Genomic DNA, 26,051 nt, shown 5'->3' with positions numbered 1-26,051 from the left:
CATGGCGATTACAACCACTCACCTTTGATCGTCTGGCGGTAGATCTGGCTGAGCCAGTTGTTGCCACGGCTCTTCAACTCCAACCCGCGCGAGGTCAGCAGCTTGTAGCCCGCATCGTACCACTCGGACGACTGGTAGTTGTAACCCAGGATGGCGCCGGCCGACTGTGCCTCGTCCACCAGACCCAGCGACAGATACGCTTCGATCAGACGATAGAGCGCCTCGGCGGTGTGGGTGGTGGTCTGGAAATCCTCGACCACGACGCGAAACCGGTTGATGGCCGCCGTATAGTGATCCTGACGCAGGTAATAGCGCCCGATCTCCATTTCCTTGCCAGCAAGGTGGTCAAACGCCAGATCGAATTTCAAAACCGCCGAGGTCGCGTATTCACTGTCTGGATAGACCTCAATCACCGTCCGCAGCGATTGCAGCGCCTGAAAGGTCAGGCCCTGATCGCGGCCAACTTCATCGATCTGGTCATAGTAGCTGAGCGCCAGAAGGTACTGTGCGTAGGCTGCGTCTTCGTCCGTCGGGTAGAAGTCGATATAACGCTGCGCAGCGGCCCGGCTTTCTTCGTAATTCTTGTCCGTGTGGAACGAAAACGCCTGCATGATCAGCGCGCGTTTTGCCCAGTCGGAATAAGGGTACAGGCGCTCCACTTCCGAGAAGTACCACGCTGCATCATCCGAGCGATTCTGCGACAGCTCATATTCGCCACGTGTGAAAATCTGTTCCGGCGTAAAGCCTTCCAGGTTCTGATTGCGGTCTGCGCCGGTGTCGCCGCAGGCCGTCAAAACTGCTGTCAGAAGTATCGCGCCCGCGAACCTGACTGCCGCTTTGGTGCCAACCATTCCGCCTATCCTTGTCGTATTGCTTATCGGGGTAAGCCCCGGATTGGGCTTCGGTTTAGCACATATAGTTCCGGGGCAAAACGCCTTAGTACACCCGCTGGCGGAATTGTCGACCGAGGTGATCTAATCAGGCAACTTCAGGGATTTCGTCCCAGACAAGGCCCTGCCCCGGCAGGCGCGCGGCCTGTTCGGGGGTGCACAGCACCGGGCGCACCGCGCCGGGTGTTTCGAACAGTTTGCGCAACAGCGTGTTGGTCATAGCATGGCCGGATTTATCACCGGTGAAATGGCCGAGAATCGGACCGCCTGCCAGATAGAGGTCACCCAGAGCGTCCAGCATCTTGTGGCGCACCGCCTCATCCGCGTGGCGGAACCCGCCGGGGGTCAGCACCTCGTCACCCTGAACGACAACGGCGTTTTCCAGCGTTCCGCCCAAGGCGAGGCCATTTTCACGCATCGCTTCAACGTCGGTACGACGGCAGAAGGTGCGGCAATCGCTGAGCTCACGCGCGAACGAACCGTTGCGCATGTCCAGTCGCTTGGTCTGGCTACCAATCGCGCCGTCTTCGAAATCGATGTGGAAGTCGATGATCAACCCGTCCGCCGGTGCAATCGACGCGCTGGCGCCTTCGCGCGACGCGGTCACAGGTTTGAGAACTTCAAACGCCAAAACCGGGCTGGCCTGACGGCGCACGCCCTTGGCCATGATGCCGCGCACGAAATCGATCGACGAGCCGTCCATGATCGGAACCTCGGGGCCATCAATCTCGATCAGTGCGTTATGCACGCCACATCCGGCCAGCGCGGCCATGATATGCTCGACAGTCGACACCGAGACGCTTGCCTCGTTCACCAGACGGGTGCAAAGCGGTGTCCGCTCGACCACGTCATAGATCGCGGGGATCAGCGCATTGCCCAGCTCGATATCCGTCCGTTTGAACCAGATGCCGTGACCGGCTGCTGCCGGCTTCAGGACCATCGTCGCAGGCTTGCCGCTGTGCAGCCCGACGCCTGTAAACGTGATCGGAGATTTGAGCGTATGTTGCAAGGTGAACCTCGGTGAGTGGTTTCCGGCCTTATCGGTCCGTGTTGGACACTCAACTAAGGAAGGTCGGGTCAAGGCTCAACTCACTCTTTGCAACTGAATGAAACATGAATGTAACAGATAGGCAAAAGCCTGCTTACATATGATCAAACCCATGTATTCAAAAAGAAAAGGGCCGCCAAACGGCGACCCTTATTAGCTATTTTGTTACCGACTTCAGTTGGCCTGACGGCGCAGGAAGGCAGGGATTTCGATCCGGTCCTGATCGGGGTCGGCCTCGTCATGCGCAGGTGCCGTAGCGTCAGCTTGGCGCATCGGAGGCTGCTGACGCACCGGTTGGGCCGGGGTATCTGCGGCGTGACCGGTCATCCGGTCGATCAGGCGGTTAAAGCCAAACCGGGGACGATCCTGTGCATCTGCCTGCGGCGCGGGGGTTGGGGCCGGTTGCTGGGTTTGCGGACGGGGCGCGGGATGGCCACGCTCGGCTGCCGGGATGTTCTGAACCGCGGCCTGCAGACGCTGCAACGCCTCGGGCGACGGTGTGCCTGCTGCGGCCTGAGGATGCGGCGCAACAAAGCTCTCGGGCGCGGGTTCAACCGGTTCCGGGGTCGGCTCGAATTCGGCTACACGCGGCTGATAGGCCGGGGGCGGCAGGCCGTCATCGTCCCGTTCTGCGCGCGGCTGGAATTGGGGCTGAGCCGGTTCCTCGGCAGTTTCGAACAGCGAGGGTTCGCGGTTCACCTCCGGCTGCGGCGCGGGCTCGGCCACGTCAGCCGCTGCAGCGGGGGTCTCTTCCTGCAGCGGCTCTTCTGCCGAAACGGTGCGGGTCAGCGGTGCCGACATGCTGCGTCGCGCAACCGGTACTTCCTCGGTTTTCTCGCTGGCATCGATGCCAGTGGCCACGACCGAAACGCGCATCCCGCCTTCCATTGCCGTATCCAGGGTCGAACCAACGATGATGTTGGCCTCGGGGTCCACTTCCTCGCGGATGCGGTTGGCGGCTTCGTCCAGTTCGAACAGGGTCAGATCGTGCGAACCGGTAATGTTGATCAGCACGCCCTTCGCGCCCTTGAGGCTGATTTCGTCCAGCAGCGGGTTGGCAATTGCTTTCTCGGCCGCCTGAACCGCGCGATCCTCACCAGTGGCCTCACCGGTGCCCATCATCGCTTTGCCCATCTCGTCCATCACAGCGCGAACGTCTGCAAAGTCGAGGTTGATCAGGCCCGGACGCACCATCAGGTCAGTCACGCCTTTGACACCCTGATACAGAACGTCATCTGCCATCGAGAACGCCTCGGTAAAGGTGGTTTTCTCGTTGGCCAGACGGAACAGGTTCTGGTTCGGGATGATGATCAGCGTGTCGACGACCTTCTGCAGCGATTCAACGCCGTCTTCGGCCTGACGCATCCGCTTGGCGCCTTCGAACTGGAAGGGCTTGGTGACCACGCCCACGGTCAGCACGCCCAATTCCCGCGCGGCCTGCGCGATGATCGGGGCTGCACCCGTACCGGTGCCACCACCCATGCCGGCGGTGATAAAGCACATATGCGCACCAGCCAGGTGGTCGACGATCTGTTCGATGCTTTCTTCGGCGGCTGCGGCACCCACGGCCGGCCGTGCACCGGCTCCCAGACCCTCGGTGACCTTCACGCCCAACTGCACCCGCGCCGAAGACTGGCTTTGCTGTAGCGCCTGCGCGTCGGTGTTCGCGACCACGAAATCGACGCCGTCCAGCTGTTTTTCAATCATGTTATTGACAGCGTTGCCGCCTGCACCGCCAACGCCAAATACTGTAATCCGAGGCTTCAGTTCGTCGTGCCCGGGCATCGAAAGATTCAATGTCATGCTCTGTCCGCCTGTTTTATTGACCCGCCAAAGCGGTGTTTTTTCTTACCTATCCGCTTACAATTCTATCGACCCAAACCGCAAAGGTCACGCCAAAAATCGTCAAATTCCACAAAATATGGAGGAAATAAGGCAGCTGTCAGCGGTATTTCGCATTGCACGCCAGATGTTGCGGAGCGAACTCAATCCACCACAAAGCAAGCGACACATGCGCCGCAGCCGACATGCACGTCACTTAGGGTTTCTACCGGTTTTCAAGATGCGGAAAACTGCTCAGGTCCTGCCGCGGGGCCTCTGACGGGCCTTGTGGATATCTTGCGAGATAAAACGTCGGGCCGCAACCCATTTCTTTAGCTAATTGGGACACTTGGACAATTCAGACCGTCCTCGGTGATGCTGCGCACCTCTTGAATTTCGCGGCGGCTGAAACTGGCCAATCGCACCATCAGGCGGTCTTCGTGCAGAAAGGGCCACCAGCAGACCGGCACGTCATCCGGATCGTCATCGTACAAAAAGCAGATCTGGCCGTTTGGCGTCGTGATTTGACCATAGACGCAGCCCCTCCCCTCCATACGCCAGACGGATTGAGTGGGGCTGAGGAATTCCTCGGTGCCCACCAGAAAGCCGCTGGGGTAGTCATGGAATGTGACCGTCTTGCCCTGAACCGCAGTCAGGAAGGCCTCTGGTGTGATCCGGGTCTGGGCATGGGCGGCGAACGGGGTCAAAGCGACCAGCGCCGCGACCCCTGCCCGCTTACCAATTGTCACGGAACCAGCGCATTGCACGCTTGAACGGACGCGCCGCATAGGTATCGACCGGGATTTCAAAGTCCCACCATTCGTCCTGCGGATGCGCGGCGAACAGGCTGAGCCCCACGGCCGACGAGAACCCCGGCCCGGTCGCCGATTGCGGCAGGCCGTGAACGCGCAGCGGACGACCCAGGCGGACACGCTGGCCCAAAATACGGGTCGCGAGACCATCCAGCCCCATGATCTGACTACCGCCGCCAGTAAGCACGATCTGCTGGCTGGGCATATGTTCGAACCCGGCTGCATCCAGGCGCACGCGCACCTCTTCAAGGATTTCCTCGACGCGCGGGCGCATGATGCCGATCAGCTCGGCCCGGCTGACGGTACGGCGGTCATGTTCCCAATCGCCGGTGTCGCCACCTATGTCGATCAGGTCCCGGTCATCGGCACCTGTAGCATGGACGCCGCCATTGAAAGTCTTGATCCGCTCAGCCACCGCAGCCGGAACGCCCAGCCCCATCGAGATATCAGCGGTCACGTGATCCCCACCCATACGGACGCAATCGGCGTAGATCATATGTTTCTTCATAAAGATCGACACGCTGGTCGTGCCGCCGCCCATATCGATACAGGCGGCGCCCAGCTCCTGCTCATCCTCGACCAGTGCAGAAATACCGGACACGTAAGCCGAGTTCGCAATCCCCGCCAATTCCAGATCGCAGCGTTTGATACAGCGTACGATGTTCTGGATCGCGACCGCATCGACGGTCAGCATGTGCATATCGACCGCAAGGCTCTGGCCCATCTGGCCGCGCGGATCGATCAGGCCCGAGCGGTTGTCCAGCGCAAAATTCACCGGCTGGGCGTGCAGCACCTCGCGCCCGATCCCATAATCCGGCACGTCGCAAGCGTTCAGCACCCGGCCAACCTCGGCTTCACTGACGACCTGACCTTCCAGATCAACCTGCGCGTCCAGACCGTAGGAACGCGGGTTCGCGCCCGAGAAACTGGCGATCACATGATCCACCCGGATATCAGCCATCTTCTGCGCCGCTTGCAATGCGGTGCGAATGGCGCGCTCGGTTTCCTGCATGGCGGTGACTTCACCAAACTGCACACCGCGCGACCGCGTGGTCGCCGCTCCGATCACCCGGAACCCGGTCTGACCGGCCAGAGAACCGATGCTGTTATCCTCGCTCAGTCGACCTGTTCCATCGAACCGCAGCACCAGGCAGGCAATCTTGGAGCTGCCCACATCCAGAATGGCGACAACACCGCGTTGCATCGCCTGCCTGCGCATCTGCCGCATGGCCCGTTGGGACTGATAAAGATCGGTCATCATGGTCGTTACTGCCCGTTACCCACTGTCACTTTTGTATTCCACCAGTCTTCGCTGGCGGCTTTGGTCATTCTGATGGTCGGACGCTGGCCCAGACGCATGTCCACCACCGCCACGTCGCGTTCCAACAAATCCTGCACTTCGTTCACCGCCAGCACGCGTTCAAGCGCGCGCACGGGGCGTTCGGTCGGCAGCATGATGCGCTGACCGCGATCCAGCACCAGATCCCAGCGGCGCTCACCAATCCGCACAAGGCCCCGCACCCGCGTGCCCAAACTGCGCGCGGTTGTCATCAATTGCAGCGCTTCGCCCACATGTGCATCCGCACCCTTGCCAGCGATCAACGGCAGATGAGAGTGATCCTTGCGCGATGCGATCCGTTCGACATGGGCGCCGGTCTCATCCAGCAATTCGATCCCGCTGCGTGTACGCCAGACGATGACCGGTTTCCGTTCCACCACGTCGACCTGCAGGATGCCGCCGGGGCGAACACGGACCGAGGCGGACTTGACCGGATCCAATCCGGTGATCGTGTCCCGGATCTGCTCGACATCCAGATCCCACGAGCTCATCGGGAAATCCAGCGGCACAACCTCGCGGATATCTTCGGACAGGTTGGTTCCCGCACCGTCGATCGCCATCAGGTTGACCATGAATTCAGGGCGCTGCTGGATCGAAGTCTTGATGTCGTTGACATAAGCCACCACGGCCTCGCGCCGGTCTTCAGCACCGAAATACAACCCCACGGCAGCGCAGACCGCTGCAATCGGCAATCCGACCTTCAGCCCCCGCCGAACGCCCGGTGTCAGCATCCAACGCTGCAGGCGATAGCTCATCCGCGACGGGGCGGGATCGAACCGCTGCGTCTTACGCCCGAACAGCTTTGCACCGCGCAGGCGCAGTTTCGGCTCGGCCTCGTGGCGGTCACCCGACGCGAAATCGGCATCCGGCCCGGCCAAAGGTTTCGAGCGGTGTATCACCGGCGCGCGGGTGGCTCTCAGCGGTTGCATGAGGCATCCTCCACCATCCATGCGCAGAGCTGGCCAAACGTCATACCGCGATGCTCGGCCTGTTCCGGCACCAGCGAGGTCGGCGTCATGCCGGGCTGCGTGTTGGTTTCCAGCAAAAACAGCCCTTCGGCGCCCATACTGTCATCCCAACGGAAATCTGTGCGGGAAACGCCCTTGCACCCCAGCACGTTATGGGCGCGCAGCGCATAATCCATACACAGGTCAAAGATGTCCTGCGGGATATCAGCGGGCAGAACATGCCACGAGCCGCCGGGCTTGTACTTGGCGTCGTAGTCGTACCATCCGCCATCGGTCATGATTTCGGTCACGGTCAGGGGGCGGTCACCCATCACGGTCACGGTCAGTTCGCGGCCTGCGACGTATTTCTCGACCATGATTTGGTCGGGCATGTCCTCGGACAGTTTCGGCGGGCCGTTGGCGCCCTCATGCACGATATAGATGCCGACGCTGGAGCCTTCGTTGTTCGGCTTGGCCACGTAGGGCGGCTCCATCACGTGAACCTCGACCACCTCGACCTTGGGCACGATCACGCTGGGCACGATGGGCAGGCCCTCGGTCTGGTAAATCTCTTTGCTGCGCTGCTTGTCCATCGCCAAAGCCGAGGCCAGTACGCCGGAATGCGTGTACGGAATGCGCATCCATTCCAGCAGACCCTGCACACAGCCATCCTCGCCCCAGCGGCCATGCAGGGCGTTGAAAACCACATCCGGCTTGGTCTCCAAAAGGCGCGCGCAGAGGTCGGGACCTGCGTCCAGTTCGACCACTTCAAAGCCTTCTCCCCGTAGGGCGGCTGCGCATTCGCGCCCGCTGCTGAGAGACACCTCGCGCTCTGCCGAGGGGCCGCCCATCAATACCGCCACTTTGGGGTTTGTCCTGCTCGACATACCCAATGTGCGCCTCAATGTCCCCGGACCTTATGTGGTGGTCCGTACTGCGTTTATGCCTTTGATCCGTCGCCTGAAATTGCCTGTTATGGTCTGACGGATGGGGCTTTATTCTTTCAGCGGATCACCGACCCGCATGATTTCCCACTCTAACGTTATGCCGCTTGTTTCGTAAACCTTTTTTCGCACCTCTTCGCCGAGACCCTCGAGGTCGGCGGCCGTGGCGGTGCCGGTATTGATCAGGAAGTTCGAGTGCTTGCGGCTCATCTGCGCGCCGCCCAACGTCGCGCCGCGCATCCCGGCGTCGTCGATCACTTTCCACGCCTTGAGGTCATGCACATCATCCGCCCTGCCGGTCGACGAAAACCCGGCGGGATTGCGAAAGGTCGACCCGGCGCTGCGGTCCTTGGTGGGCTGGGTTTCGTCACGCTTCTGCAACTGTACCTTCATGCGGTCGTGCAAGTCCTGCGGATCACCCGAGGCGCCTTCGAACGCAGCCGAAACCAGCACTGCGCCTTCCGGCAGATCGGACTGGCGATAGCGAAAGTTCAGATCCTCGGGGGTCAGGTCCACCACCTCGCCCTGCCGCGTGACGATGGTGGCCTTGCGCAGCACATCCGCCGTATAGCTGCCGTAACAGCCCGCGTTCATCCGCACCGCACCGCCAATTGAGCCGGGAATGGTGCGCAGAAACGTCAGGTCCACGCCCGCATCCGCCGCCTTGCGCGCCACATGCGCGTCCAGCGCGGCGGCACCAGCGGTAACCATGTTGCCGTCAACCGCGATACCGTTAAAGCCGCGCCCCAGCCTGATCACCACAGCGCGAAGACCGCCATCGCGCACGATCAGGTTCGATCCGACGCCCATGGGAAAGATCGAAACCTCTGCAGGCAGGTCGCGCAGAAAACCTTGCAGGTCTTCAATATCGGCTGGCTGAAACAGGTAATCCGCCGGACCGCCGACGCGCAGCCAGGTCAGGTCGTTCAACGGTCGGGCCTGCGTCAGACGCCCCCGGACGTCAGTCGGATTGATCATGTATTTGCCCGTGCCGCCAGGCTTCGCCCTCCGACTCCGCCCATGATGACCGCCAAAAGAAACGGCAGGACCGCTCCGGTCAACCAGATGAAGGGGCCAAAGGCCTGTTCTTCTTCGCCGGTGTTGACGCCTGCCAGCATCACGATCAGACCCAGCGAGACGGCAGCGGTTAACCCAATCAGCCACAGCAGCCCCTTAAGGCCGATCCAGCGCCCGGCAACAAAGCCCGCCGCGGCCCCAAGGACCAGCGCGATCAGTGGCAAATAAGCGAATGTGGCGACGTCGACCATGGCGGAGACTCCTGAATGCGGCCGTTACTTGTTGGCCGCCTTCATGCCCTGCATTTTCGCCTTTGTCCAACGGGTCAGGTAAATTATCGGCCAGCGCAGCACCGACATGCCCATTGCCAGAACCAGCAACCCAATCCACGGGCCGTTTTGCAAGGTGACATAGCCCAATATCGGGATACCGACCGCAATCAGGATATAGGCGCGCGTCCAGTGATTGTCTTTGCTGGGCAGCATCGCCAGCACATTCGCGGCAATCCCCCACAACGCGGCAAGGCCGATGGACCAGTTCATTCCTGCACCTCCCTGCCCGTCCAGCGGCGCCAGTAATATTTGATTGGATTACGGAACATGGACGCAAAGCCGGCGAAGGCCAGTACCGAGAGGTGCCAGCCGTAATCATGGCCCAACCAGACAATCAGCACGGGTGCAGAGATCAGCAGCACGATGCCCGGAGGAAACTGCAATCGCATCGGCAGCATGGCCACGGCTGTCGCAGCCACGACCCATAGGGATGCGAACACAACTGAATACACCTGTTGGCCCTCCGAGGACGTTGCAACGCTACACTTTAAAGTTGCATCGCTTGAAAGTCCATTGCGTCAAACAGCCTGTTTTTGCTGCAACCGCGCCGGCAAGCCATTGGCCCAGGTGCTGATCGTGCCAGCGCCCAGACATACGACCATGTCGCCGGGGCGGGCCTGTTCGCGCACAAGGCGCTCAAGATCGTTCTCATCCAACAGCGCGCGAGCGTGGCGGTGGCCGTGACGGATCAGACCCTGCACCAGATCATCGCGGGATGCGCCCTCGATCGGGTCTTCCCCGGCGGCGAAGATGTCGGCGATGGCCACAACGTCAGCATCGTTGAAACAGGTGCAGAAGTCGTCAAACAAATTGGACAGGCGAGAGTAGCGGTGCGGCTGATGCACGGCGATGACGCGACCCTCGGTCGCTTGGCGCGCGGCTTTCAGCACGGCGTTGATTTCAACCGGGTGGTGGCCGTAATCGTCGATGATAGTGACACCATCGACTTCGCCCACCTTGGTGAATCGGCGGTTGACGCCGCCGAAATTGGCCAGGGCATTGCGGATTTCCGCGGCTTTCATGCCCAGATGACGGGCGACGGCCACGGCGGACAAAGCGTTCGAGACGTTGTGATCCCCGGGCATCGGCAGGGTACACCCTTCGATCACCGTGTCTTCGTATTGCAGGTGGATGTCGAAATGGGCAACGCCGCCCTTGTAGGTCAGGTTTACCGCCCGCACATCGGCCTGTGCGTTGAACCCATAGGTCCGCACGCGGCGGTCGGTGATGCGGCCCACCAATGTCTGCACTTCGGCATGGTCGGTGCAGCACACGGCCAAGCCATAAAAAGGCAGGTTCGAGAGGAACTCAAAGAACCCGTCACGCAGTTTGTCGAAATCGCCCCAATGCTCCATATGCTCGGGGTCGATATTGGTGACGATAGCAATCGTCGCGGGCAGGCGATTGAACGAGCCGTCGCTCTCGTCGGCCTCGACCACCATCCATTCGCCCTGCCCCATCCGCGCGTTCGAGCCGTAGGCGTGAATGATCCCGCCATTGATCACGGTCGGGTCGAAATCGCCCGCCACCATCAGCTCGGCCATCATCGTGGTGGTGGTGGTCTTGCCGTGAGTCCCGGCGATGGCGATATTCGATTTCAACCGCATCAGTTCGGCCAGCATATCCGCACGGCGCACCACCGGCAGACCCTGCGCGCGGGCGCCGTCCAGCTCCGGGTTGCCCGGCTTGATCGCAGTCGACACCACCACAACGGCCGCGTTCTCCAGATTTTCAGCACGCTGACCGACAAAAATCTCAGCCCCCAAACCAGCCAGGCGGTCTGTGATCTTCGAGGCCTTAAGGTCAGACCCCTGAACCCGGTAGCCCAGGTTCAGCAGCACCTCGGCAATCCCCGACATCCCGATCCCTCCGATCCCGACAAAGTGGATCGGCCCTACATCTTGCGGCAGTTTGGTTGCGGGATTCATGCGGTCTCCTTCTGCGCCAGATCTTCGACAAGGTGCACCAGACGCTCGGTCGCATCCGGCGCGCCGGTCGAGAGGGCGGCATGGGCCATCTTTTGTGCGGCTTCGGGGTTTGTCAGAACTGCGGTGATTTGCTCGGTCAGCGCGGAAACGTCAAGCAGGTTTTCCGGGATCATGATCGCCCCGCCCGCCTGCACCAGGCCACGCGCGTTGGCGGTTTGGTGGTCGCCAGCGGCCGCGGCAAACGGGATCAGGATCGAAGGCCGCCCGATCACCGAGATATCGGCGACGCTGGACGCACCCGAACGTGAAATGACAAGCTGCGCGTCGGACATGCGGCGGGGGACGTCCTGAAAGAACGGCTTGACCTCGGCCCGGATGCCGTGTTCGGCGTAAAAGGCGGTGACCCGTTCACCGTCCTCGTCGCGGGCCTGATGGGCGACGCGGATATGATCGCGCAGCAATTCGGGCAAGGCGGAAATCGCACCCGGCACCATATCGCTGAGGATGCGCGCACCTTGCGAGCCGCCCATTACCAAGACAGACATCGGGTAATCGCCGGGCGGGATATAGCCAGCTGCTGCCCGCTCCAACACCGCGGCGCGGACAGGGTTTCCGGTATGCACGCCCCTTGCGCCCTCGGGCAGGTCGGTGGGCCAGATACCGCAGGCCACCTGTGACACGCGGGTTGCAAACAGCTGGTTCACCCGACCCAGAATGCCGTTCTGCTCGTGGATCATGCGCGGGATTTTCAGCATCGTCGCCGCGCCCAGCGCCGGGATCGAGGGGTAGCCGCCAAAGCCCACCACCACGTCCGGGCGGTCGCGCATCATCTGGACGGCCATGCCAGTCACACCTGCGGCAATCTTCGGCCCGACCAGTGCTTTTGCCGCCAGACCGCCGCGGGCGAAGGTGGCCGACGACGCCTCGACAATCTCGGTCGAGTGCGGAAAACCGCTGGTATAGCGCGCACCGCGCGCATCGGTGGACAGGCGCACGCGCCAGCCCTTTTGCAGCATTGCCTCGGTCAGGGCCTGCGCCGGGAACATATGGCCCCCAGTGCCGCCCGCCGCAATCAGTAGATAGGGTTTGGTCATCAACCTCGTCCGCGCAGAATATCGCCAAGCTCGCCCTGTGGGCGGGTGCGGGTAAACGCCAATAGCATCCCGACTGCAATACCGCCCGCAATCAGGGACGACCCGCCATAGCTGACAAACGGCAGCGTCATGCCCTTGGCGGGCAGAAGACGCACTGCGACGCCCATGTTAATCATCGCCTGCACGCCGAACATGCAGGCCAGACCGGTGCCTGCCAGACGGATGAACATATCACGTTCCTTCATCAGCCGCAGCAGCGAGCGCACCACGATGATTGAGTACAGCGCGATGATGATCAACACCAGGATCAGGCCGAATTCCTCGGCCGCGACTGCGATAATGAAATCCGTATGCGCATCAGGCAGAGACCACTTCACCTGCCCTTCGCCCACGCCCACGCCGAACAATCCGCCCTCGCGAATGGCGTTGGTGGCGTAACCGATCTGAGTGGTCGGATCGACCTCCTGGTTCAGAAAGCCATCAATCCGGCGCGCAAAGTGTTCCGAGTTCGAATAGGCAAACATACCCCCCAGAACCACCGCTCCGGCCATGCCCAGCAGCAGCAGCATCGGTGCGCCGGCCACGAAATACATCACGCCCCAACCGAACAGGATCAGACAGGCCTGACCGAAATCGGGCTGCAGCACCAGCATCCCGACGATGGCCATGCACAGTGCAAAGGACCACAACCGACCCGGAGGGCCATTGATCTCTTGCGACGCGGCCAGCAGCCACGCGGCCACGACGACAAAGCCGGGCTTCAGAAACTCGGACGGTTGCAGCGAGGCAAAGCCCAGCGAATACCAGCGCACCGCGCCCTTGCCGAAGTCGGTGCCGAATACCGGCAGGAAGGCCAGCGCCACGAACGCGCCCAGAAAGCCCAGCACCGCCAGACGCCGCACCAGCGTCGGCGACATCATCGAGGTCAGCAGCATCGCTACCAGCGCCAGCCCGCCGAACAATGCCTGACGCTCGACATAGTGGAATGGATCGAACCCGTTGCGACCGGCCAGGGGTGGCGACGAGGCCAGCCCCAGCAAAAGCCCGATGACAAACAGGATCAGCACGCAGGACATCGTCCAGCGATCAATTGTCCGCCACCACTTTGGTAGAATCGGTTCGCCGCGCTGGTCCTGGACCGCGCCATACACCATCTCAGTCATGAGATACCGCCACTCTCTGCCTCGTTAACGCCCCGTTTTCGGGGTCTGATTGAGACTCTACAGGCATTTTGGTGTTTGGGCTAGCAGAATGACGGGCCGGTTGCGGAAATTAGCGCCCTGCGGGCAGTGGCTTGGACTCAAGGCGCCACTCCCCAAGCTTCGGATCGCCTAGGCAACAAGATCGTAGTGTTTGATCGTTCTGGACTCGACCAATTCGGCTTCGGCCGGATCAATGTGCGGGCTTTCATAGTCGTCACCAACAAAAGCCTTCAGCGCATCCAAACTGCGCCAAATCATCACAAAGCTGAACTCGCGCGGCGTGTCGGACCGCGCGGCGCCTGGCAGAACCTGAACGATGCCATCGGTGCTTTGCATCAATGGGATCGCGGTCTCGTGGAAGAACTTCGAGAATTCAGCTTCTTTGCCGGGCCGAACGGTGACTTGGAATACACGCATGATCATCGGGGCGCCCTCCTCTGCAATGAGCATATTTCGGTTCTTTGACGATAGGAGTTTACCACATAGCTCAAACGTCCTGTGAACAGGCTTCCACTTGCCATCCTCGCCATTTCGCGCCATGCGCTGCGCATGACCTACGACACGATCATCCTTGGGGCCGGTGCAGCCGGCATGATGTGCGCCGCCCATTGCGGTGACCGCGTTTTGGTGATCGACCACGCCAAGGCTGCGGGTGAGAAAATCCGCATCTCGGGCGGTGGGCGCTGCAACTTTACCAACATGTATGCAGGGCCGGGCAACTTCCTGTCGCAGAACCCGCATTTCTGCAAATCCGCGCTGGCACGCTACACGCAATGGGATTTCGTCGATCTGGTCGGGCGCCACGGCATCGCGTGGCACGAGAAAACACTGGGGCAGCTGTTCTGCGACGGGTCCTCGAAACAGATCATCCAGATGCTGCTGGACGAAATGGAACGCACCGGGGCCGAGCTTTGGGTCCGGACTGAAGTAAAGGACCTGCGCAAGACCGAAGCGGGTTTCGCACTGGACGTTGACCGCGAAGGCCAACGCTTCTGCCTGACCTGCCGCAATCTGGTTCTGGCCACGGGCGGCAAGTCGATCCCAAAGATGGGCGCGACCGGGCTGGCCTATGATATTGCGCGACAGTTCGGCCTGCGGATGACCGGGACACGCGCGGCGCTGGTGCCGTTCACCTTTTCCGATGGCCGGTTCAATGACCTGTCCGGCGTCTCACTGCCCGCGCGGCTGTCAAACGACCGCACCAGCTTTGACGAGGCGCTGCTGTTCACCCATCGTGGCCTCAGCGGGCCGTCGGCGCTGCAACTCTCGTCCTACTGGCATGAGGGCGAGGCGATCCGGGTCAATCTGATCCCCGATCTGCCCCTGTTCGATCTGCTGCGCGATCAGCGGCAAAGCAGCGGTCGCAAGGCACTGACAACGGAACTGGCCCGCCACCTGCCCGCGCGGCTGGTGGACTATCTGAGCCAGCACATTCCGATGCCGGGCAATCTGGCCGACCAGTCCGACACCGCGCTGACCGAGCTGGTGGCCGCGCTGTCCAACTGGCATCTGACGCCCTCGGGCACCGAAGGCTATCGCACCGCCGAGGTCACTCTGGGCGGGATCGACACGGATGACCTGTCGTCGAAAACGATGGAGGCCAGGGATGTCCCCGGCCTCTATGCGATTGGTGAAGCGGTGGATGTCACCGGCTGGCTGGGCGGCTACAATTTCCAGTGGGCGTGGTCCTCGGGATACGCCGCCGGAACTGCCATCGCGACCCGTTAGCCTACGACGTTATAACCGCGGCCGCGCATACAGTTGCGCACGATGACTTCTTTGTTCTGGTTCTTCGAATAGACATCCGCACCAGCGCCGATCAGCGCACCTGCTGCCGCTGCGCGACCCAGATTGTCACTGCTGTCCTGAATAATTGCGGTCGTCGCAGCAGCGCCCGCTGCGCCGATTGCCGCGTTCCCGGCAGTGGTGCCATCCACACTGGCCTGCGAGGCGGCAAGCTGCTGGCATTGCTGCAGATCAACATTGTAGTTCGGACCGATCGGACCATCAACGATAGGCTGATAATTGGCGCCTGTGTTGGTGCAGGCGCCTGCAACCAGAATAGCAGGCAGGATCAGAGAAAACTTACGAAATGGCATAGTCATGACCTCGTGTTGAATTTGCCCGGAGCCAAACGTAATTGTCATGGCGCGTCAAGCTGATGGCACCGCAGCTTGGCCCAACCGGCGGTCTATTGCAAATGACTAGCCTGCGAGCCGCTTCAGAATTTGTTGCGTGAAATCGTCTCCGCGCTGTTCAAAATTGTCATACTGGTCGAAACTGGCCGCCGCCGGAGCCAGCAGCACGGTCTCACCCGGCTGAGCGTCCGCCATGGCCTGCGTGACTGCCTCTGCCATTGTGGTGCAGACCTGTGCTTCGGCCTCTAGCTGCATGGCGAAACCGGCCGCGTCACGCCCGATCACATAGGCCTTGAGCACCTGATCCGCCGCTTCGTTCAGTGCAGCCAGACCTCCTTCTTTTTCAAGCCCTCCGCAAATCCAGCGGATCTTGTCGAACGCCGTCAGCGCCTTCAGCGCGCTATCCACATTGGTGGCCTTGGAATCGTTCACATAGGTCACACCATCAGCTTCGGCGATGATCTGGCTGCGGTGCGGCAGTCCGGGATAACTGTGCAGCGCATCCTCTATCACCCGCGGCGCCAGACCAAGCGCACGACAGGCGGCATAGGCCGCACAGGCATTCTGATGGTTATGCGCGCCGGGCAACCCCTTGATCTGGCGCAGGTCGATCGACCCGGCCTGCCGCCCCTTGCGAAATTCCGACAGAAACCCCTTGCGCGCAAAGACCTGCCAACCCGGGCCGGTCAGTTTGCGCGCCACCGAGACACGGATCACCCGGTCGTCAGTCGGCCCTTCGGCCAGTTGCCCCGCCAAAAACGCGCCTTCGGTTTCGTCAATCCCGATCACGGCACGATCCGGACCACCCTCGGCGAACAGGCGGCGTTTAGCCGCGAAATACCCCCCCATTCCGCCATGTCGGTCCAGATGATCCGGCGACAGGTTGGTGAACACCGCCACATCCGGCGTCAGCGACCGAGCCAATTCGGTCTGATAGCTGCTCAACTCCAACACCACGACCGAGCCATCGCCGCCCGGATCGATATCCAGCACACCACGCCCGATATTCCCAGCCAACTGCGCCTCGCGCCCTGCTTCAGTCAGGATATGGTGGATCAAGGCAGCAGTGGTCGACTTGCCGTTCGACCCGGTCACCGCGATCACGCGCGGCGGGGTGTCATAGTTGCCCCATTCCGGGCCTGCAAAGGACCGGAAGAACAGCCCGATATCATTGTCCACCGGCACCCCTGCCGCAAGCGCTGCGGCAACAACCGGGTTCGGCTCGGGATAGAGATGCGGGATTCCGGGCGAAACGATCAGCGATGCGATATCGTCAAACGCCCCGTGACGATGCAGATCAAGGCAGGTAAACCCCTCGGCCTCGGCCGTTTCACGCGCCGCCGGGTTGTCATCCCAACAGACCGGTTCGGCCTTGCCCGCCCGCAATGCACGCGCTGTGGCCAAGCCCGACCGGCCAAGCCCCAGAACCGCAACCCTCTGCCCTGAAAACCCTTTGACCGGGATCATGCCGCGTACCTTCTTCTGACGTCCAATTGGCGTCACACTGCGCAGAAGACATAACCGATGGCAAGAGCGGCACAAGGCTCGCGCCAGCGCGAGCCGGGCCCAACAGGTGGCAGGTGGACCGCAGGTCCGCCGAACCTGGCGGGAGCGTTACCGGACCTTCAAAGTCGCCAGACCGATCATCGCCAGGATCAGCGAGATGATCCAGAACCGGATCACGATGGTCGGCTCGGCCCAGCCCTTTTTCTCATAGTGGTGATGGATCGGCGCCATCAGGAACACCCGGCGTCCGGTGCGTTTGAAATACAACACCTGAATGATCACACTCAGCGCCTCAACCACAAACAGACCACCGACAACGGCCAGAACCAACTCGTGCTTGGTGGCCACCGCAATCGCGCCCAGCGCACCACCCAAGGCCAGCGATCCGGTATCGCCCATGAACACGGCCGCAGGCGGAGCATTGTACCACAAAAAGCCCAACCCGCCCCCGAACAACGCTGCAGTAAAAATCAGGATTTCTCCGGTTCCCGGCACATAGTGCACGTCCAGATACTCGGTAAAGTCGACCCGGCCAACCGCATAGGCAATCACCCCAAGGGTCGAGGCCGCGATCATCGCCGGCATGATCGCCAGCCCGTCCAGACCATCGGTCAGGTTCACCGCATTGGCCGCCCCAACGATTACAACAATCGCAAACGGAATGTAGAACACACCCAGATTGACCAGCGTATCCTTGAGCACCGGCACGGCCAACTGGTACTGCAGCGCCTCGGGATGGTGCAATGTCGCCCAGAGCGAGGCCAGAACCGCAATAATCACACCCAGCGCCAGCCGCATTTTGCCGGACACCCCCTTGGTATTCTGTTTCGAGACCTTGGCGTAATCATCCGCAAAGCCAATCGCCGCATAGGCCAGCGTCACGAACAGCACCATCCAGACATAAGGATTGTCCCACCGCGCCCAGATCAGCGTCGATGTCACCAGCGCCCCCACGATCAACAAACCGCCCATGGTCGGCGTGCCCGCTTTCGAGAAATGTCCTTCGGGACCGTCATCCCGGATCGGCTGCCCCTTGCCCTGCTTGCGGCGCAACACGTTGATCAGCGGTTTGCCGAAGATAAACCCAAAGATCAGCGCCGTCAGAAAGGCCCCACCCGCACGGAATGTGATATAGCGGAAGAGGTTAAAGAAATCCCCTCCATCCGACAGGGCGGTCAACCAATAGAGCATTACAATACCTTTCCTAGGCGGCAATCATGGTTCAAGCGCGCTCCCTTGCCCCATTTTCCGCAAACCGTCAACAATCTGGGCCAGCGCCATGCTGAGCGAGCCCTTGGCCAGCACCGTATCCCCCGCGCGGATCAACTCCGGCAGGTGCTCGGCCATCTCGGCGCTGGTCTCGCTCCACAGCCCGCGCTTTTCCTCGGGCAGCGCTTCATGCAAGGCTTTCATCAGCGGGCCGATGCAATGAACCTGATCCACACGCGCCATTGCCGCGACATCGGCCATTCCGGCGTGCATCGCAATTTCCTGCGCGCCCAACTCTTTCATATCGCCAAGAAAAGCGATCCGACGGGCACCTTGCGACGCGGCCAGCACATCCAGCGCGGCCTCCATCGAGGTGGGGTTGGCATTGTAGCTGTCGTCCAGCAACTCGATCTGCCCACCTGTTGCCAAAGGCAGCGTTTCCCGCACGCCCCGCCCTTTGACCGGAGACCATTGGCGCAGCCCGGCGATGGCGTCATCCAGATCGACTCCAATCTCAACACAGGCCGCCAGCGCACCCAGCGCATTCATGGCGAAATGCGTACCAGCAGACTGCACATCATAGGTGATGGCCATGTCGCCGACAGTCGCCCCGGCATGAACCGAGTCGGCGCTTTGCGTCACTTCGGTCAGAATGTAATCCGCAGCCTTGCGACCGAAATCGACAATCCCGGCCCCATGTTCCTGCGCGGTCTGGCGCAGGATCTCTGCGTGGTCGATATCGGCGTTCACGATGGCCGCACCGCCGGCCTCGAGCCCTTCGAAGATCGCGGCCTTTTCATGGGCGATGCCCGCAACCGACTCGAAGGCCTCAAGATGCACCGCCGCCACGGTCGTCACCAGTGCCACATGCGGACGCGCCTGCCGTGCCAACGGCGCAATCTCGCCCGGGTGGTTCATGCCGATCTCGATCACCGCGAATTCGGTGTCCCGCGGCATCCGCGCCAGCGTCAGGGGCACACCCCAATGATTGTTGTAGCTGGCCACGCTGGCATGGGTTTTTCCCTGCGTTTCCAGGATGCAGGCCAGCATTTCCTTGGTCGAGGTTTTGCCAACACTACCGGTCACACCGATCACGCGCGCGTCCGTACGGGCGCGACCCGCCTGCCCCAACGCCTCAAGCCCGGTCTGCACGTCATCGACGATCAGCAAAGGCGCGTCTTCAGATACGCCCTCAGGGATACGGGACACCAGTGCTGCGCCCGCACCCTTTTCCAAGGCCTGTGCCACAAAGTCATGTCCGTCCCGCGCGGCCTTGAGCGCCACGAACAGGTCTCCGGGCTGGAGGGTTCTGGTGTCGATCGACACGCCGTTCACCACCCAATCAGTCGTCGCGCGCCCATTGGTGGCTTCGGCGGCCTCAGCCGCAGTCCAGAGCGTCATGCCACCCTCCCGTCCAGCGCCGCAACGCTTATGCTGGCCTGCTCCGCATCGTCGAAGGGCAGAACCTGATCGCCGACGATCTGGCCGGACTCATGCCCTTTCCCCGCGATCAACAAGGTATCGCCGGGTTGCAAGGCGTCAATGCCGCGCAATATCGCCTCGGCCCGATCACCGACCTCGGTGGCCTCGGGCGCGCCCAGCAAAACGGCGGCGCGGATGGGGGCCGGATCTTCGCTGCGCGGGTTGTCATCGGTGACAAAGACGACGTCAGCATTTTCAGCGGCGGCCTGCCCCATCAACGGGCGCTTGGTGGCGTCGCGATCCCCGCCCGCACCGACGATGGCAATCAGACGGCCCATGACATGAGGGCGCATCGCCTTAAGCGCGGTGGCCACGGCATCCGGGGTGTGGGCGTAATCGACAAACACCGCCGCGCCGTTTTCGCGCGTTGCGGCCAACTGCATACGCCCCCGAACCGTTGTCAGATGCGGCAGGGTCTCGAACACACGCTCAGGGTCCTCACCGGCAGCGATGACCAGACCACAGGCCAGCAGGATGTTCTCGGCCTGAAACCCACCGATCAGATTTAGACGGCTTTGGAACACCTTGCCCTGCCACGTAAAGCGCAGGTCCTGTCCGGTGGAATCGAAACGCTGGTTTGTCAGGCACAGATCGGCATCGGTTGATCCGACGGTCAGAACCGACTGGCCGCGTGCCTCGGCGATCTTGCGAACCTCGGCACCTTTGGGGTCATTCATGTTGATGACCACGGTCCCGTCCTGCGGCAGAACCCGGTCGAACAGCCCGGCCTTGGCGGCGAAATAGGCCTCGAAGGTTTCGTGATAATCCAGATGATCCTGCGTGAAGTTCGAAAACCCCGCAGCGGCCAGATGCACGCCATCCAAACGGCGCTGCTCCAACCCGTGCGAGGATGCCTCCATCGCGGCATGGGTCACGCCGTTCTCAGCCGCTTCGGCCAGGCAACGATGCAGGGTGATCGGCTCGGGCGTGGTATGTGCCAGTGGTGCAGTCCATGCACCTTCAACCCCCGTGGTACCGAGGTTGACCGCCGCGTGACCAAGCTCCATCCAGATCTGGCGTACAAAGGTCGACACCGATGTCTTTCCGTTCGTCCCCGTCACAGCCACAATCGTCTGCGGCTGCGCGCCGAACCACAACGCGGCGCATCCGGCCAGCGCCTGACGCGGGTCTTCAACCACGATCAATGCCGCGTCCGACGCCGCCAATTCTTCGGCAGCGATCTCAGCGCCCTCGGCATCGGTCAGAATCGCCGCAGCGCCCATACGCAGGGCGAACTGGATGAACTCTGCGCCATGAACGCGGGTACCGGGAAGGGCTGCAAACAGGAAACCGTCCTTGACCTCACGGCTGTCGACGGCCAGCCCGGTGATCTCGGGGTTTGCGCCGCCCCTTGCGGTCAGGGCCAGTTGGCTGAGTGTTTTCGTCCTTGTGCCCATGACCCACCTTTTGCTGGATAGCCTAATTTGAGGTCAGGGTTATAGCAGCGCGTGCCTCAGGCTCAAGCCGGGGTCGCAGGCCCAGCAACGGGGCAATGCGACCGATCAGTTCCGCGGCGACAGGAACCGCCGTCCACCCCGCCGTGCGGCGTTTTTCGCCGTAGGCTACGATGGACGGCTCATCCAGCGTGACGATCAGCACATATTTCGGATCATAAGCCGGAAAGATCGTCGCAAAGGTCGCGATTACCTTGTCATCGTAATAGCCACCGCGCGGCTTTGGCTTGTCCGCCGTGCCGGTCTTGCCAGCCACATCATAGCCCGCGACATCGCCAAAGCTGGCGGTGCCGTCCGTGACCACTTTGCGCAGCATTTTCTGCGCCTGTGTGGCTGCGCTGTCCGACAAGACGCGCGGGCCGTACTGGTGGCCATTCTTGCGCAGGATGGTCGGGCTGACATAGTGCCCGCCATTGGCAATCGCGGCATATCCGGCGGCCAGATGCATCGGGCTGGTCGACAACCCGTGGCCATAGGAAATGGTCACCGTGCTCAGCTCACCCCATTTCTTGGGCTTGAGCGGTTCGCCGCCTGCGGCTTCGACGATCTCGAACGGGGTCGGGTCGAACATGCCCAGCGATTTCAGAAAGTTCTGCTGCCGTTTCGCACCGATCTGCAGCGCCAGCCGGCCGGTGCCCCGGTTCGAACTGTGGACGATCACGTCCGCCACGCTGATCTTACCATAGTTCTTGCCGTTGAATTCACCAATCGGAAACCGCCCGATCCGCATCGGGCCGGAGGTGTCAATGATGGTTTCGGAATTTACCAGACCCAGCTGCACGGCCTGCGCGGCGGTGAAGATTTTGAACACCGAGCCCAGCTCGTACACACCCTGCACATAGCGGTTGAACAGCGGGCTGTCCGACGGATCAAAGCCCGAGGTCGGCGGACGCGGGCGATCATTCGGATCAAAGGACGGCAGCGATGCGGCCGATACCACCTCGCCCGTATGCGCGTTCATCAGAACCGCCGAGGCCCCCTTGGCGTTCATGATCTTCATGCCGCCGTACAGCACTTGCTCAACCGCCGCCTGAACAGTCAGGTCCAGCGATAATTGCAGGGGCTTGTTGCCGTTGGCCGGGTCACGCAGGTAGTCGTCGAACTGCTTTTCGACACCCGCCACACCGATCACCTCGGCGGCGCTGACGCCCTCACGACCGAACCCCGAGCCACCCAGAATATGCGCAGCCAGACGGCCATTCGGGTAAAGCCGCATCTCACGCGGGCCAAACAGAATGCCAGGATCGCCGATGTCATGCACCGCCTGCTTTTGTTCCGGCGAGATGCGTTTCTTGATCCACAGGAACTTGCGATTGCCTGTAAAGTCCTTAACCAGGCGTTCTTTTTCCAGATCGGGGAAAATCGCCACCAGTTGTTCGGCAGCGGCGACCGGATCAATCATCAAAGGCGGCTGCGCGTAGACCGAATATGTGTCCAGGTTGGTCGCCAGAATGCGCCCTTCCCGGTCGACAATATTTGCCCGCTGCATGGCAATCGCGGCACCGGGGGCACTGGCCAGCGGCTCTTGTGCCTCGGACGTGGCCAACATGCCCATACGGACCCCCACCACCGAGAAAGCGCAGAAGAAGAACAGACCCAGCACCAGTAAGCGCCCTTCGGCGCGGGCGCGGGCGCGGTCTTTCATGTCTTCGTGGCGCTGGCGGATGTTTTCGCGCTCAATCGCCTTGGGATTCTCGCCCCGGGCGCGGGCGTCGAGGATTCGGGCCAAAGGGCGCAGGGGCGTGCGGGTCATGGGATCTGCACCTCGCCCAGCGCCTGAATGTTGGTGATGGCCTGCAACTCGATCGGGTCAACGATGGGCAGGTCCGGGTCCTCGGCATATGCAATCTGGTCGGCTCGGCCGAATTGCTCGGCTCGCAGCGGCAGCAGCCCCAGACGTTCAAAGTTCAGGTCGGCCAGCTCGCGCAGCCGGTCGGGTCGGTTCAGATAAGCCCATTCCGCGTTCAATACCGCCAACCGCACCTGCGCCATACCGATTTCACGCTGCAGCTTTTGCGTTTCCTTCACCACCTGCTGGGTGCGGTAATTCTCCTGATACGCCCAAAGCGCCAATCCAAACACGGCCAGAGCGGTCAACACATACAAAATACTCTTCATTTCGCCCTTCCCCCAAGTTGCGGCATCCCAATGGCGCGGGCGTCAATTTCCCCCGCCGGAGCCTCGGTACGTACCGCCACGCGCAGCTTGGCCGAGCGTGCGCGCGGGTTTTCCTGCAATTCCTGTTCGTCCGGACCCAAGGCTTTGCGGGTCTTGAGCGTGAATTGCGGCAGTTCCTGTTCGATTTCGGGCGCGTAACGGTTGGCCCGGCCCGTCTTGCCAGCCCGAGACTGAAAGAACCGTTTGACCATACGATCTTCGATGGAATGGAACGTCACCACGGCCAGTTGACCGCCCGGCTTCAACGCCCGCTCGGCGGCCATAAGCCCTTGGAAAAGCTCTTCATACTCCGCATTCACCGCGATCCGCAGCCCCTGAAAGCTGCGCGTTGCAGGGTGCGACTGCCCCGGCTTTGGACGCGGCAGGCAGGATTCGACAATCTCAACCAGTCGCAGAGTCGTGGTGATCGGATTTTCAGCACGCGCCTTCACGATGGCCTTGGCGATGCGGCGGCTGGCGCGTTCCTCACCGTATTGAAACAGGATATCGGCCAACTGCGTCTCGGTCGCGGTGTTGACCAGATCGGCGGCACTTTCCCCCTCCTGGCTCATCCGCATGTCCAGCGGGCCATCCTTCATGAAGGAAAACCCGCGTTCGGCCTGATCCAACTGCATCGATGATACACCGAGGTCCAGCACCACGCCATCCAAGCCCTGTGCATAGTCGTCCATGCGCGAGAACACACCCGGCTGCATCACCAGCCGGTCACCATAGTCACCGGCCCATTCTGAAACCATCTCAAATGCCAGCGGATCACGATCCACGCCGATGACCTTGTCGGCACCGGCGTCCAACAAGCCACGGGTGTAACCACCCGCCCCAAACGTCCCATCCAGCCAGACACCCGTGACCGGTGCCACGGCGGTCAGCAACGGGCGCAACAGAACAGGGATATGAGGTTTGTCGGAAGGGGTCTCAGCGCCGGCCATGCCGCTACGCGTCCCCGGCGCCATCTAGATAGACCAGAGGATCAAAGTCCTCGGGCTGTTCGTCCAGCCAATCCTCGGCGGCGGCCAACTCTTCGGATTCGTATGTCTCGGGTTTCCATATCTGGAACGTGTCGCCAGCGGCAATAAAGAACGCCTCACCCTCAAGCCCGATCTTCTTGCGTAGCTTGGCAGGCAGTACCAGACGCCCCGTCTCATCCACGGTTGTCGGGAAGGACTGACCATGGAACATGCGCTGCAGCATCTTCCGCTGCATCGAGCCACGCGGCAAAGCGTCAATCTTGTCGTCGACCTCTTCGATTGCCTGCATGGTATAACATTCAAGGAACTTGCGGCGGTGGTCGCCGTAGACAATCACCAGTTCAGGCGTGTCTCCGGGTTGCCAGTTGGGATCAGAGGCCTCAAGCACACGGCGAAACGAGGCCGGGATTGAGACCCTGCCCTTCGTATCAACCTTATGCTGGCTTTCGCCTCTGAACCTGCGCGCCAAGACGACTGTCCCTTTCGCTTGCGCCCCACCTAAATTTCACGCTCCCCCCGGATGAAAAACGGCGGGTTGATCTGCTGCCACTGATCAACCCGCCGCATTAACCCGCTGAGCGGGATGTCCAGCTGCGCGCGCCACCTGGGGGGATGTCTGCTCGCCCGCGCGCCGGATCTCTTGAGTGATGAAAGCGAGATGCCTGTATGAAACCTGTTTTTTGTTGGTTCGGGGTCGTTTGGCGCCCCATGTGCCTCGTCCTCATCGGATGTATAAGGGATGACATGGGAATTCATGGAAAGCAACAACAAATTTCACCGACTCATCATCGAACCCACAGCATAACCAAGCCGAAATCAAATGAAAACCATGCACCTTACACCGCAAATATGAATGCCTTGATAGTTAAACACTATATATGGTGTATTCGGCCAACAACCACGTTGTCCCATGCTTTCCCAAGATATTTCAGAATTTCTTGAGATTCCCGCACCCAAGCACCAGTTCAGACGCCTATCCCGCCCCGAATCACCAAAGAACACTCTGTATCGACGTCCAGCCCAAGCCTGCTCAATCTCTGCCCATGAATTCCCATAGGCCGCGATCCAACCATTGAGCCTGCCGCCACATATAGGTTTCAAAACGCGCAATTTTCAAAAGATGGTGCACAAAGAAGTAGCAGTCACAAACCCACCCCGCCGTTCAGACCCACGCGAAGGCCGCTGATGCGATGGTAAAACCTTTACTTTAAAGCCCATTAAGCATCCCAACGCCCAACACGTTGATATCTATGCAATTGCCGCATAGCAGCATTGACGACATGAGCTATTGTGCAATTGCAGCATTTGCCTATTTTCAGTCTCAAGCAAGCGCCGGAACACACCGGCAATGACAAGAACTAACGGGTACGCAGATGGCCGCAGTAACACATCAGACCGCGCTGAAAGGCGTACCGGCAACTGGCCTGGCTTCTCTGGTCGAGGCAGCAAAGACCCGGTTCGTCCGGTACCGCGTCTACCGCCAGACAGTTAACGAACTGTCCGAACTGACAAATCGCGAACTGGCCGATTTGGGCCTGCACCGCTCGATGATCCGCCGCCTGGCAATGCAGGCGGCCGAAGAACACGTCGCGCACTAAGCGCGCACCGAAATAACAAGGATCAGGTCCTTCCTCCTCCCTTTAGGACCTGTATTACAGCGGCGACATCTCTCCTCCTCCCTGATGTCGCCGCACCCTATACCGGCCCTGAATGCCGGAAACTGACACACCGGGTATTCCTCC

At 61.2% G+C, this 26,051-nt stretch carries 26 protein-coding genes; 2 read left to right on the top strand and 24 right to left on the bottom strand.

The genetic code is table 11. From position 1 onward, the window contains the following. Positions 1-8: 8 nt before the first annotated feature. The 15 genes from ACOQFT_RS18545 to ACOQFT_RS18475 all read right to left on the bottom strand — a co-directional run bounded on the left by ACOQFT_RS18545 (position 9) and on the right by ACOQFT_RS18475 (position 13,797). Complete coding sequence (locus ACOQFT_RS18545; RefSeq protein WP_421599350.1) at positions 9-851, bottom strand: outer membrane protein assembly factor BamD; 843 nt, start codon at positions 849-851, stop codon at positions 9-11. A 127-nt stretch (positions 852-978) separates the two neighbouring features. Then, positions 979-1,899, bottom strand: a complete 921-nt coding sequence (lpxC, locus tag ACOQFT_RS18540) for a UDP-3-O-acyl-N-acetylglucosamine deacetylase (RefSeq protein WP_421599349.1) — start codon at positions 1,897-1,899, stop codon at positions 979-981. 213 nt (positions 1,900-2,112) lie between these two features. Then, positions 2,113-3,741: a cell division protein FtsZ gene (ftsZ, locus tag ACOQFT_RS18535; protein WP_421599348.1), complete on the bottom strand. Its 1,629-nt coding sequence runs from the start codon at positions 3,739-3,741 to the stop codon at positions 2,113-2,115. 350 nt (positions 3,742-4,091) lie between these two features. Continuing rightward, a complete protein-coding gene (locus ACOQFT_RS18530) occupies positions 4,092-4,508 on the bottom strand; it encodes a hypothetical protein (protein ID WP_421599347.1) in 417 nt (138 codons plus the stop codon). Beyond that, the gene (ftsA, locus tag ACOQFT_RS18525; RefSeq protein WP_421600067.1) at positions 4,495-5,829 is read right to left on the bottom strand and encodes a cell division protein FtsA; all 1,335 of its coding nucleotides are present in this window, start codon (positions 5,827-5,829) and stop codon (positions 4,495-4,497) included. The genes ACOQFT_RS18530 and ftsA overlap by 14 nt, the downstream gene beginning before the upstream one ends. An 8-nt stretch (positions 5,830-5,837) precedes the next feature. Next, the gene (locus ACOQFT_RS18520) at positions 5,838-6,839 is read right to left on the bottom strand and encodes a cell division protein FtsQ/DivIB (RefSeq protein ID WP_421599346.1); all 1,002 of its coding nucleotides are present in this window, start codon (positions 6,837-6,839) and stop codon (positions 5,838-5,840) included. Continuing rightward, complete coding sequence (locus ACOQFT_RS18515) at positions 6,827-7,750, bottom strand: D-alanine--D-alanine ligase (RefSeq protein WP_421599345.1); 924 nt, start codon at positions 7,748-7,750, stop codon at positions 6,827-6,829. The genes ACOQFT_RS18520 and ACOQFT_RS18515 overlap by 13 nt, the downstream gene beginning before the upstream one ends. A gap of 102 nt (positions 7,751-7,852) precedes the next feature. Then, positions 7,853-8,779: a UDP-N-acetylmuramate dehydrogenase gene (murB, locus tag ACOQFT_RS18510; protein WP_421599344.1), complete on the bottom strand. Its 927-nt coding sequence runs from the start codon at positions 8,777-8,779 to the stop codon at positions 7,853-7,855. Then, entirely contained in the window at positions 8,776-9,069 is a 294-nt protein-coding gene (locus ACOQFT_RS18505; RefSeq protein ID WP_421599343.1) for a hypothetical protein, read from the bottom strand. Before ACOQFT_RS18505 ends, murB begins: the two co-directional genes overlap by 4 nt. 24 nt (positions 9,070-9,093) lie before the next feature. After that, positions 9,094-9,360 (bottom strand): DUF2484 family protein, encoded by a 267-nt coding sequence (locus tag ACOQFT_RS18500; RefSeq protein ID WP_421599342.1) that lies wholly within the window; start codon positions 9,358-9,360, stop codon positions 9,094-9,096. Then, the gene (locus ACOQFT_RS18495; RefSeq protein ID WP_421599341.1) at positions 9,357-9,590 is read right to left on the bottom strand and encodes a DUF2484 family protein; all 234 of its coding nucleotides are present in this window, start codon (positions 9,588-9,590) and stop codon (positions 9,357-9,359) included. Before ACOQFT_RS18495 ends, ACOQFT_RS18500 begins: the two co-directional genes overlap by 4 nt. A 78-nt stretch (positions 9,591-9,668) precedes the next feature. Beyond that, positions 9,669-11,078, bottom strand: a complete 1,410-nt coding sequence (murC, locus tag ACOQFT_RS18490) for a UDP-N-acetylmuramate--L-alanine ligase (RefSeq protein ID WP_421599340.1) — start codon at positions 11,076-11,078, stop codon at positions 9,669-9,671. Then, positions 11,075-12,172 carry a UDP-N-acetylglucosamine--N-acetylmuramyl-(pentapeptide) pyrophosphoryl-undecaprenol N-acetylglucosamine transferase gene (locus ACOQFT_RS18485; RefSeq protein WP_421599339.1) on the bottom strand — a complete coding sequence of 366 codons (1,098 nt, stop codon included), beginning with the start codon at positions 12,170-12,172 and terminating at the stop codon, positions 11,075-11,077. Before ACOQFT_RS18485 ends, murC begins: the two co-directional genes overlap by 4 nt. Beyond that, complete coding sequence (ftsW, locus tag ACOQFT_RS18480) at positions 12,172-13,335, bottom strand: putative lipid II flippase FtsW (RefSeq protein WP_421599338.1); 1,164 nt, start codon at positions 13,333-13,335, stop codon at positions 12,172-12,174. The genes ACOQFT_RS18485 and ftsW overlap by 1 nt, the downstream gene beginning before the upstream one ends. A 168-nt stretch (positions 13,336-13,503) precedes the next feature. Then, the gene (locus ACOQFT_RS18475) at positions 13,504-13,797 is read right to left on the bottom strand and encodes an antibiotic biosynthesis monooxygenase family protein (protein ID WP_421599337.1); all 294 of its coding nucleotides are present in this window, start codon (positions 13,795-13,797) and stop codon (positions 13,504-13,506) included. A gap of 126 nt (positions 13,798-13,923) precedes the next feature. Between ACOQFT_RS18475 and ACOQFT_RS18470 the strand changes: the two genes are divergently transcribed. Then, entirely contained in the window at positions 13,924-15,102 is a 1,179-nt protein-coding gene (locus tag ACOQFT_RS18470; RefSeq protein WP_421599336.1) for an NAD(P)/FAD-dependent oxidoreductase, read from the top strand. Here the strand turns inward: ACOQFT_RS18470 and ACOQFT_RS18465 are convergent. The 9 genes from ACOQFT_RS18465 to mraZ form a co-directional block, all read right to left on the bottom strand. After that, entirely contained in the window at positions 15,099-15,473 is a 375-nt protein-coding gene (locus tag ACOQFT_RS18465; protein WP_421599335.1) for a glycine zipper family protein, read from the bottom strand. The genes ACOQFT_RS18470 and ACOQFT_RS18465 overlap by 4 nt on opposite strands. Before the next feature lie 105 nt (positions 15,474-15,578). Beyond that, complete coding sequence (gene murD, locus ACOQFT_RS18460) at positions 15,579-16,979, bottom strand: UDP-N-acetylmuramoyl-L-alanine--D-glutamate ligase (RefSeq protein WP_421599334.1); 1,401 nt, start codon at positions 16,977-16,979, stop codon at positions 15,579-15,581. A 147-nt stretch (positions 16,980-17,126) separates the two neighbouring features. Then, positions 17,127-18,209 (bottom strand): phospho-N-acetylmuramoyl-pentapeptide-transferase, encoded by a 1,083-nt coding sequence (mraY, locus tag ACOQFT_RS18455; RefSeq protein ID WP_170441181.1) that lies wholly within the window; start codon positions 18,207-18,209, stop codon positions 17,127-17,129. Positions 18,210-18,233: 24 nt separating this feature from the next. After that, positions 18,234-19,628: a UDP-N-acetylmuramoyl-tripeptide--D-alanyl-D-alanine ligase gene (locus ACOQFT_RS18450; RefSeq protein ID WP_421599333.1), complete on the bottom strand. Its 1,395-nt coding sequence runs from the start codon at positions 19,626-19,628 to the stop codon at positions 18,234-18,236. Beyond that, positions 19,625-21,106, bottom strand: coding sequence for a UDP-N-acetylmuramoyl-L-alanyl-D-glutamate--2,6-diaminopimelate ligase (locus ACOQFT_RS18445; protein WP_421599332.1), 1,482 nt, complete (start codon positions 21,104-21,106; stop codon positions 19,625-19,627). Before ACOQFT_RS18445 ends, ACOQFT_RS18450 begins: the two co-directional genes overlap by 4 nt. 22 nt (positions 21,107-21,128) lie before the next feature. After that, positions 21,129-22,916: a peptidoglycan D,D-transpeptidase FtsI family protein gene (locus ACOQFT_RS18440; protein ID WP_421599331.1), complete on the bottom strand. Its 1,788-nt coding sequence runs from the start codon at positions 22,914-22,916 to the stop codon at positions 21,129-21,131. Further along, positions 22,913-23,281: a cell division protein FtsL gene (gene ftsL / locus ACOQFT_RS18435; protein ID WP_421599330.1), complete on the bottom strand. Its 369-nt coding sequence runs from the start codon at positions 23,279-23,281 to the stop codon at positions 22,913-22,915. The genes ACOQFT_RS18440 and ftsL overlap by 4 nt, the downstream gene beginning before the upstream one ends. Further along, entirely contained in the window at positions 23,278-24,270 is a 993-nt protein-coding gene (gene rsmH, locus ACOQFT_RS18430; RefSeq protein WP_421599329.1) for a 16S rRNA (cytosine(1402)-N(4))-methyltransferase RsmH, read from the bottom strand. The genes ftsL and rsmH overlap by 4 nt, the downstream gene beginning before the upstream one ends. Before the next feature lie 4 nt (positions 24,271-24,274). Then, complete coding sequence (gene mraZ, locus ACOQFT_RS18425) at positions 24,275-24,778, bottom strand: division/cell wall cluster transcriptional repressor MraZ (RefSeq protein ID WP_421599328.1); 504 nt, start codon at positions 24,776-24,778, stop codon at positions 24,275-24,277. A gap of 904 nt (positions 24,779-25,682) precedes the next feature. On the opposite strand from mraZ, the gene ACOQFT_RS18420 reads away from it, so the two are divergent. Next, complete coding sequence (locus tag ACOQFT_RS18420; protein ID WP_421599327.1) at positions 25,683-25,907, top strand: DUF1127 domain-containing protein; 225 nt, start codon at positions 25,683-25,685, stop codon at positions 25,905-25,907. The last annotated feature ends 144 nt before the right edge of the window (positions 25,908-26,051 follow it).

It is taken from the genome of Ruegeria sp. MALMAid1280 (assembly GCF_049195285.1).
In the GTDB taxonomy this organism is placed as follows: domain Bacteria; phylum Pseudomonadota; class Alphaproteobacteria; order Rhodobacterales; family Rhodobacteraceae; genus Ruegeria.
Note: the sequence above shows the minus strand (reverse complement) of the source record. Positions and strands in the feature narration are given on the sequence as shown.

Coding starts and splice junctions, on each gene's coding strand:
- ACOQFT_RS18545 (WP_421599350.1), bottom strand. CDS start 851: ATGGTTGGCACCAAAGCGGCAGTCAGGTTCGCGGGCGCGATACTTCTG.
- ftsZ (WP_421599348.1), bottom strand. CDS start 3,741: ATGACATTGAATCTTTCGATGCCCGGGCACGACGAACTGAAGCCTCGG.
- ftsA (WP_421600067.1), bottom strand. CDS start 5,829: ATGACCGATCTTTATCAGTCCCAACGGGCCATGCGGCAGATGCGCAGG.
- ACOQFT_RS18520 (WP_421599346.1), bottom strand. CDS start 6,839: ATGCAACCGCTGAGAGCCACCCGCGCGCCGGTGATACACCGCTCGAAA.
- murB (WP_421599344.1), bottom strand. CDS start 8,779: ATGATCAATCCGACTGACGTCCGGGGGCGTCTGACGCAGGCCCGACCG.
- ACOQFT_RS18505 (WP_421599343.1), bottom strand. CDS start 9,069: ATGGTCGACGTCGCCACATTCGCTTATTTGCCACTGATCGCGCTGGTC.
- ACOQFT_RS18500 (WP_421599342.1), bottom strand. CDS start 9,360: ATGAACTGGTCCATCGGCCTTGCCGCGTTGTGGGGGATTGCCGCGAAT.
- murC (WP_421599340.1), bottom strand. CDS start 11,078: ATGAATCCCGCAACCAAACTGCCGCAAGATGTAGGGCCGATCCACTTT.
- ACOQFT_RS18485 (WP_421599339.1), bottom strand. CDS start 12,172: ATGACCAAACCCTATCTACTGATTGCGGCGGGCGGCACTGGGGGCCAT.
- ftsW (WP_421599338.1), bottom strand. CDS start 13,335: ATGACTGAGATGGTGTATGGCGCGGTCCAGGACCAGCGCGGCGAACCG.
- ACOQFT_RS18475 (WP_421599337.1), bottom strand. CDS start 13,797: ATGATCATGCGTGTATTCCAAGTCACCGTTCGGCCCGGCAAAGAAGCT.
- ACOQFT_RS18470 (WP_421599336.1), top strand. CDS start 13,924: ATGACCTACGACACGATCATCCTTGGGGCCGGTGCAGCCGGCATGATG.
- ACOQFT_RS18465 (WP_421599335.1), bottom strand. CDS start 15,473: ATGCCATTTCGTAAGTTTTCTCTGATCCTGCCTGCTATTCTGGTTGCA.
- murD (WP_421599334.1), bottom strand. CDS start 16,979: ATGATCCCGGTCAAAGGGTTTTCAGGGCAGAGGGTTGCGGTTCTGGGG.
- mraY (WP_170441181.1), bottom strand. CDS start 18,209: ATGCTCTATTGGTTGACCGCCCTGTCGGATGGAGGGGATTTCTTTAAC.
- ACOQFT_RS18450 (WP_421599333.1), bottom strand. CDS start 19,628: ATGACGCTCTGGACTGCGGCTGAGGCCGCCGAAGCCACCAATGGGCGC.
- ACOQFT_RS18445 (WP_421599332.1), bottom strand. CDS start 21,106: ATGGGCACAAGGACGAAAACACTCAGCCAACTGGCCCTGACCGCAAGG.
- ACOQFT_RS18440 (WP_421599331.1), bottom strand. CDS start 22,916: ATGACCCGCACGCCCCTGCGCCCTTTGGCCCGAATCCTCGACGCCCGC.
- ftsL (WP_421599330.1), bottom strand. CDS start 23,281: ATGAAGAGTATTTTGTATGTGTTGACCGCTCTGGCCGTGTTTGGATTG.
- rsmH (WP_421599329.1), bottom strand. CDS start 24,270: ATGGCCGGCGCTGAGACCCCTTCCGACAAACCTCATATCCCTGTTCTG.
- ACOQFT_RS18420 (WP_421599327.1), top strand. CDS start 25,683: ATGGCCGCAGTAACACATCAGACCGCGCTGAAAGGCGTACCGGCAACT.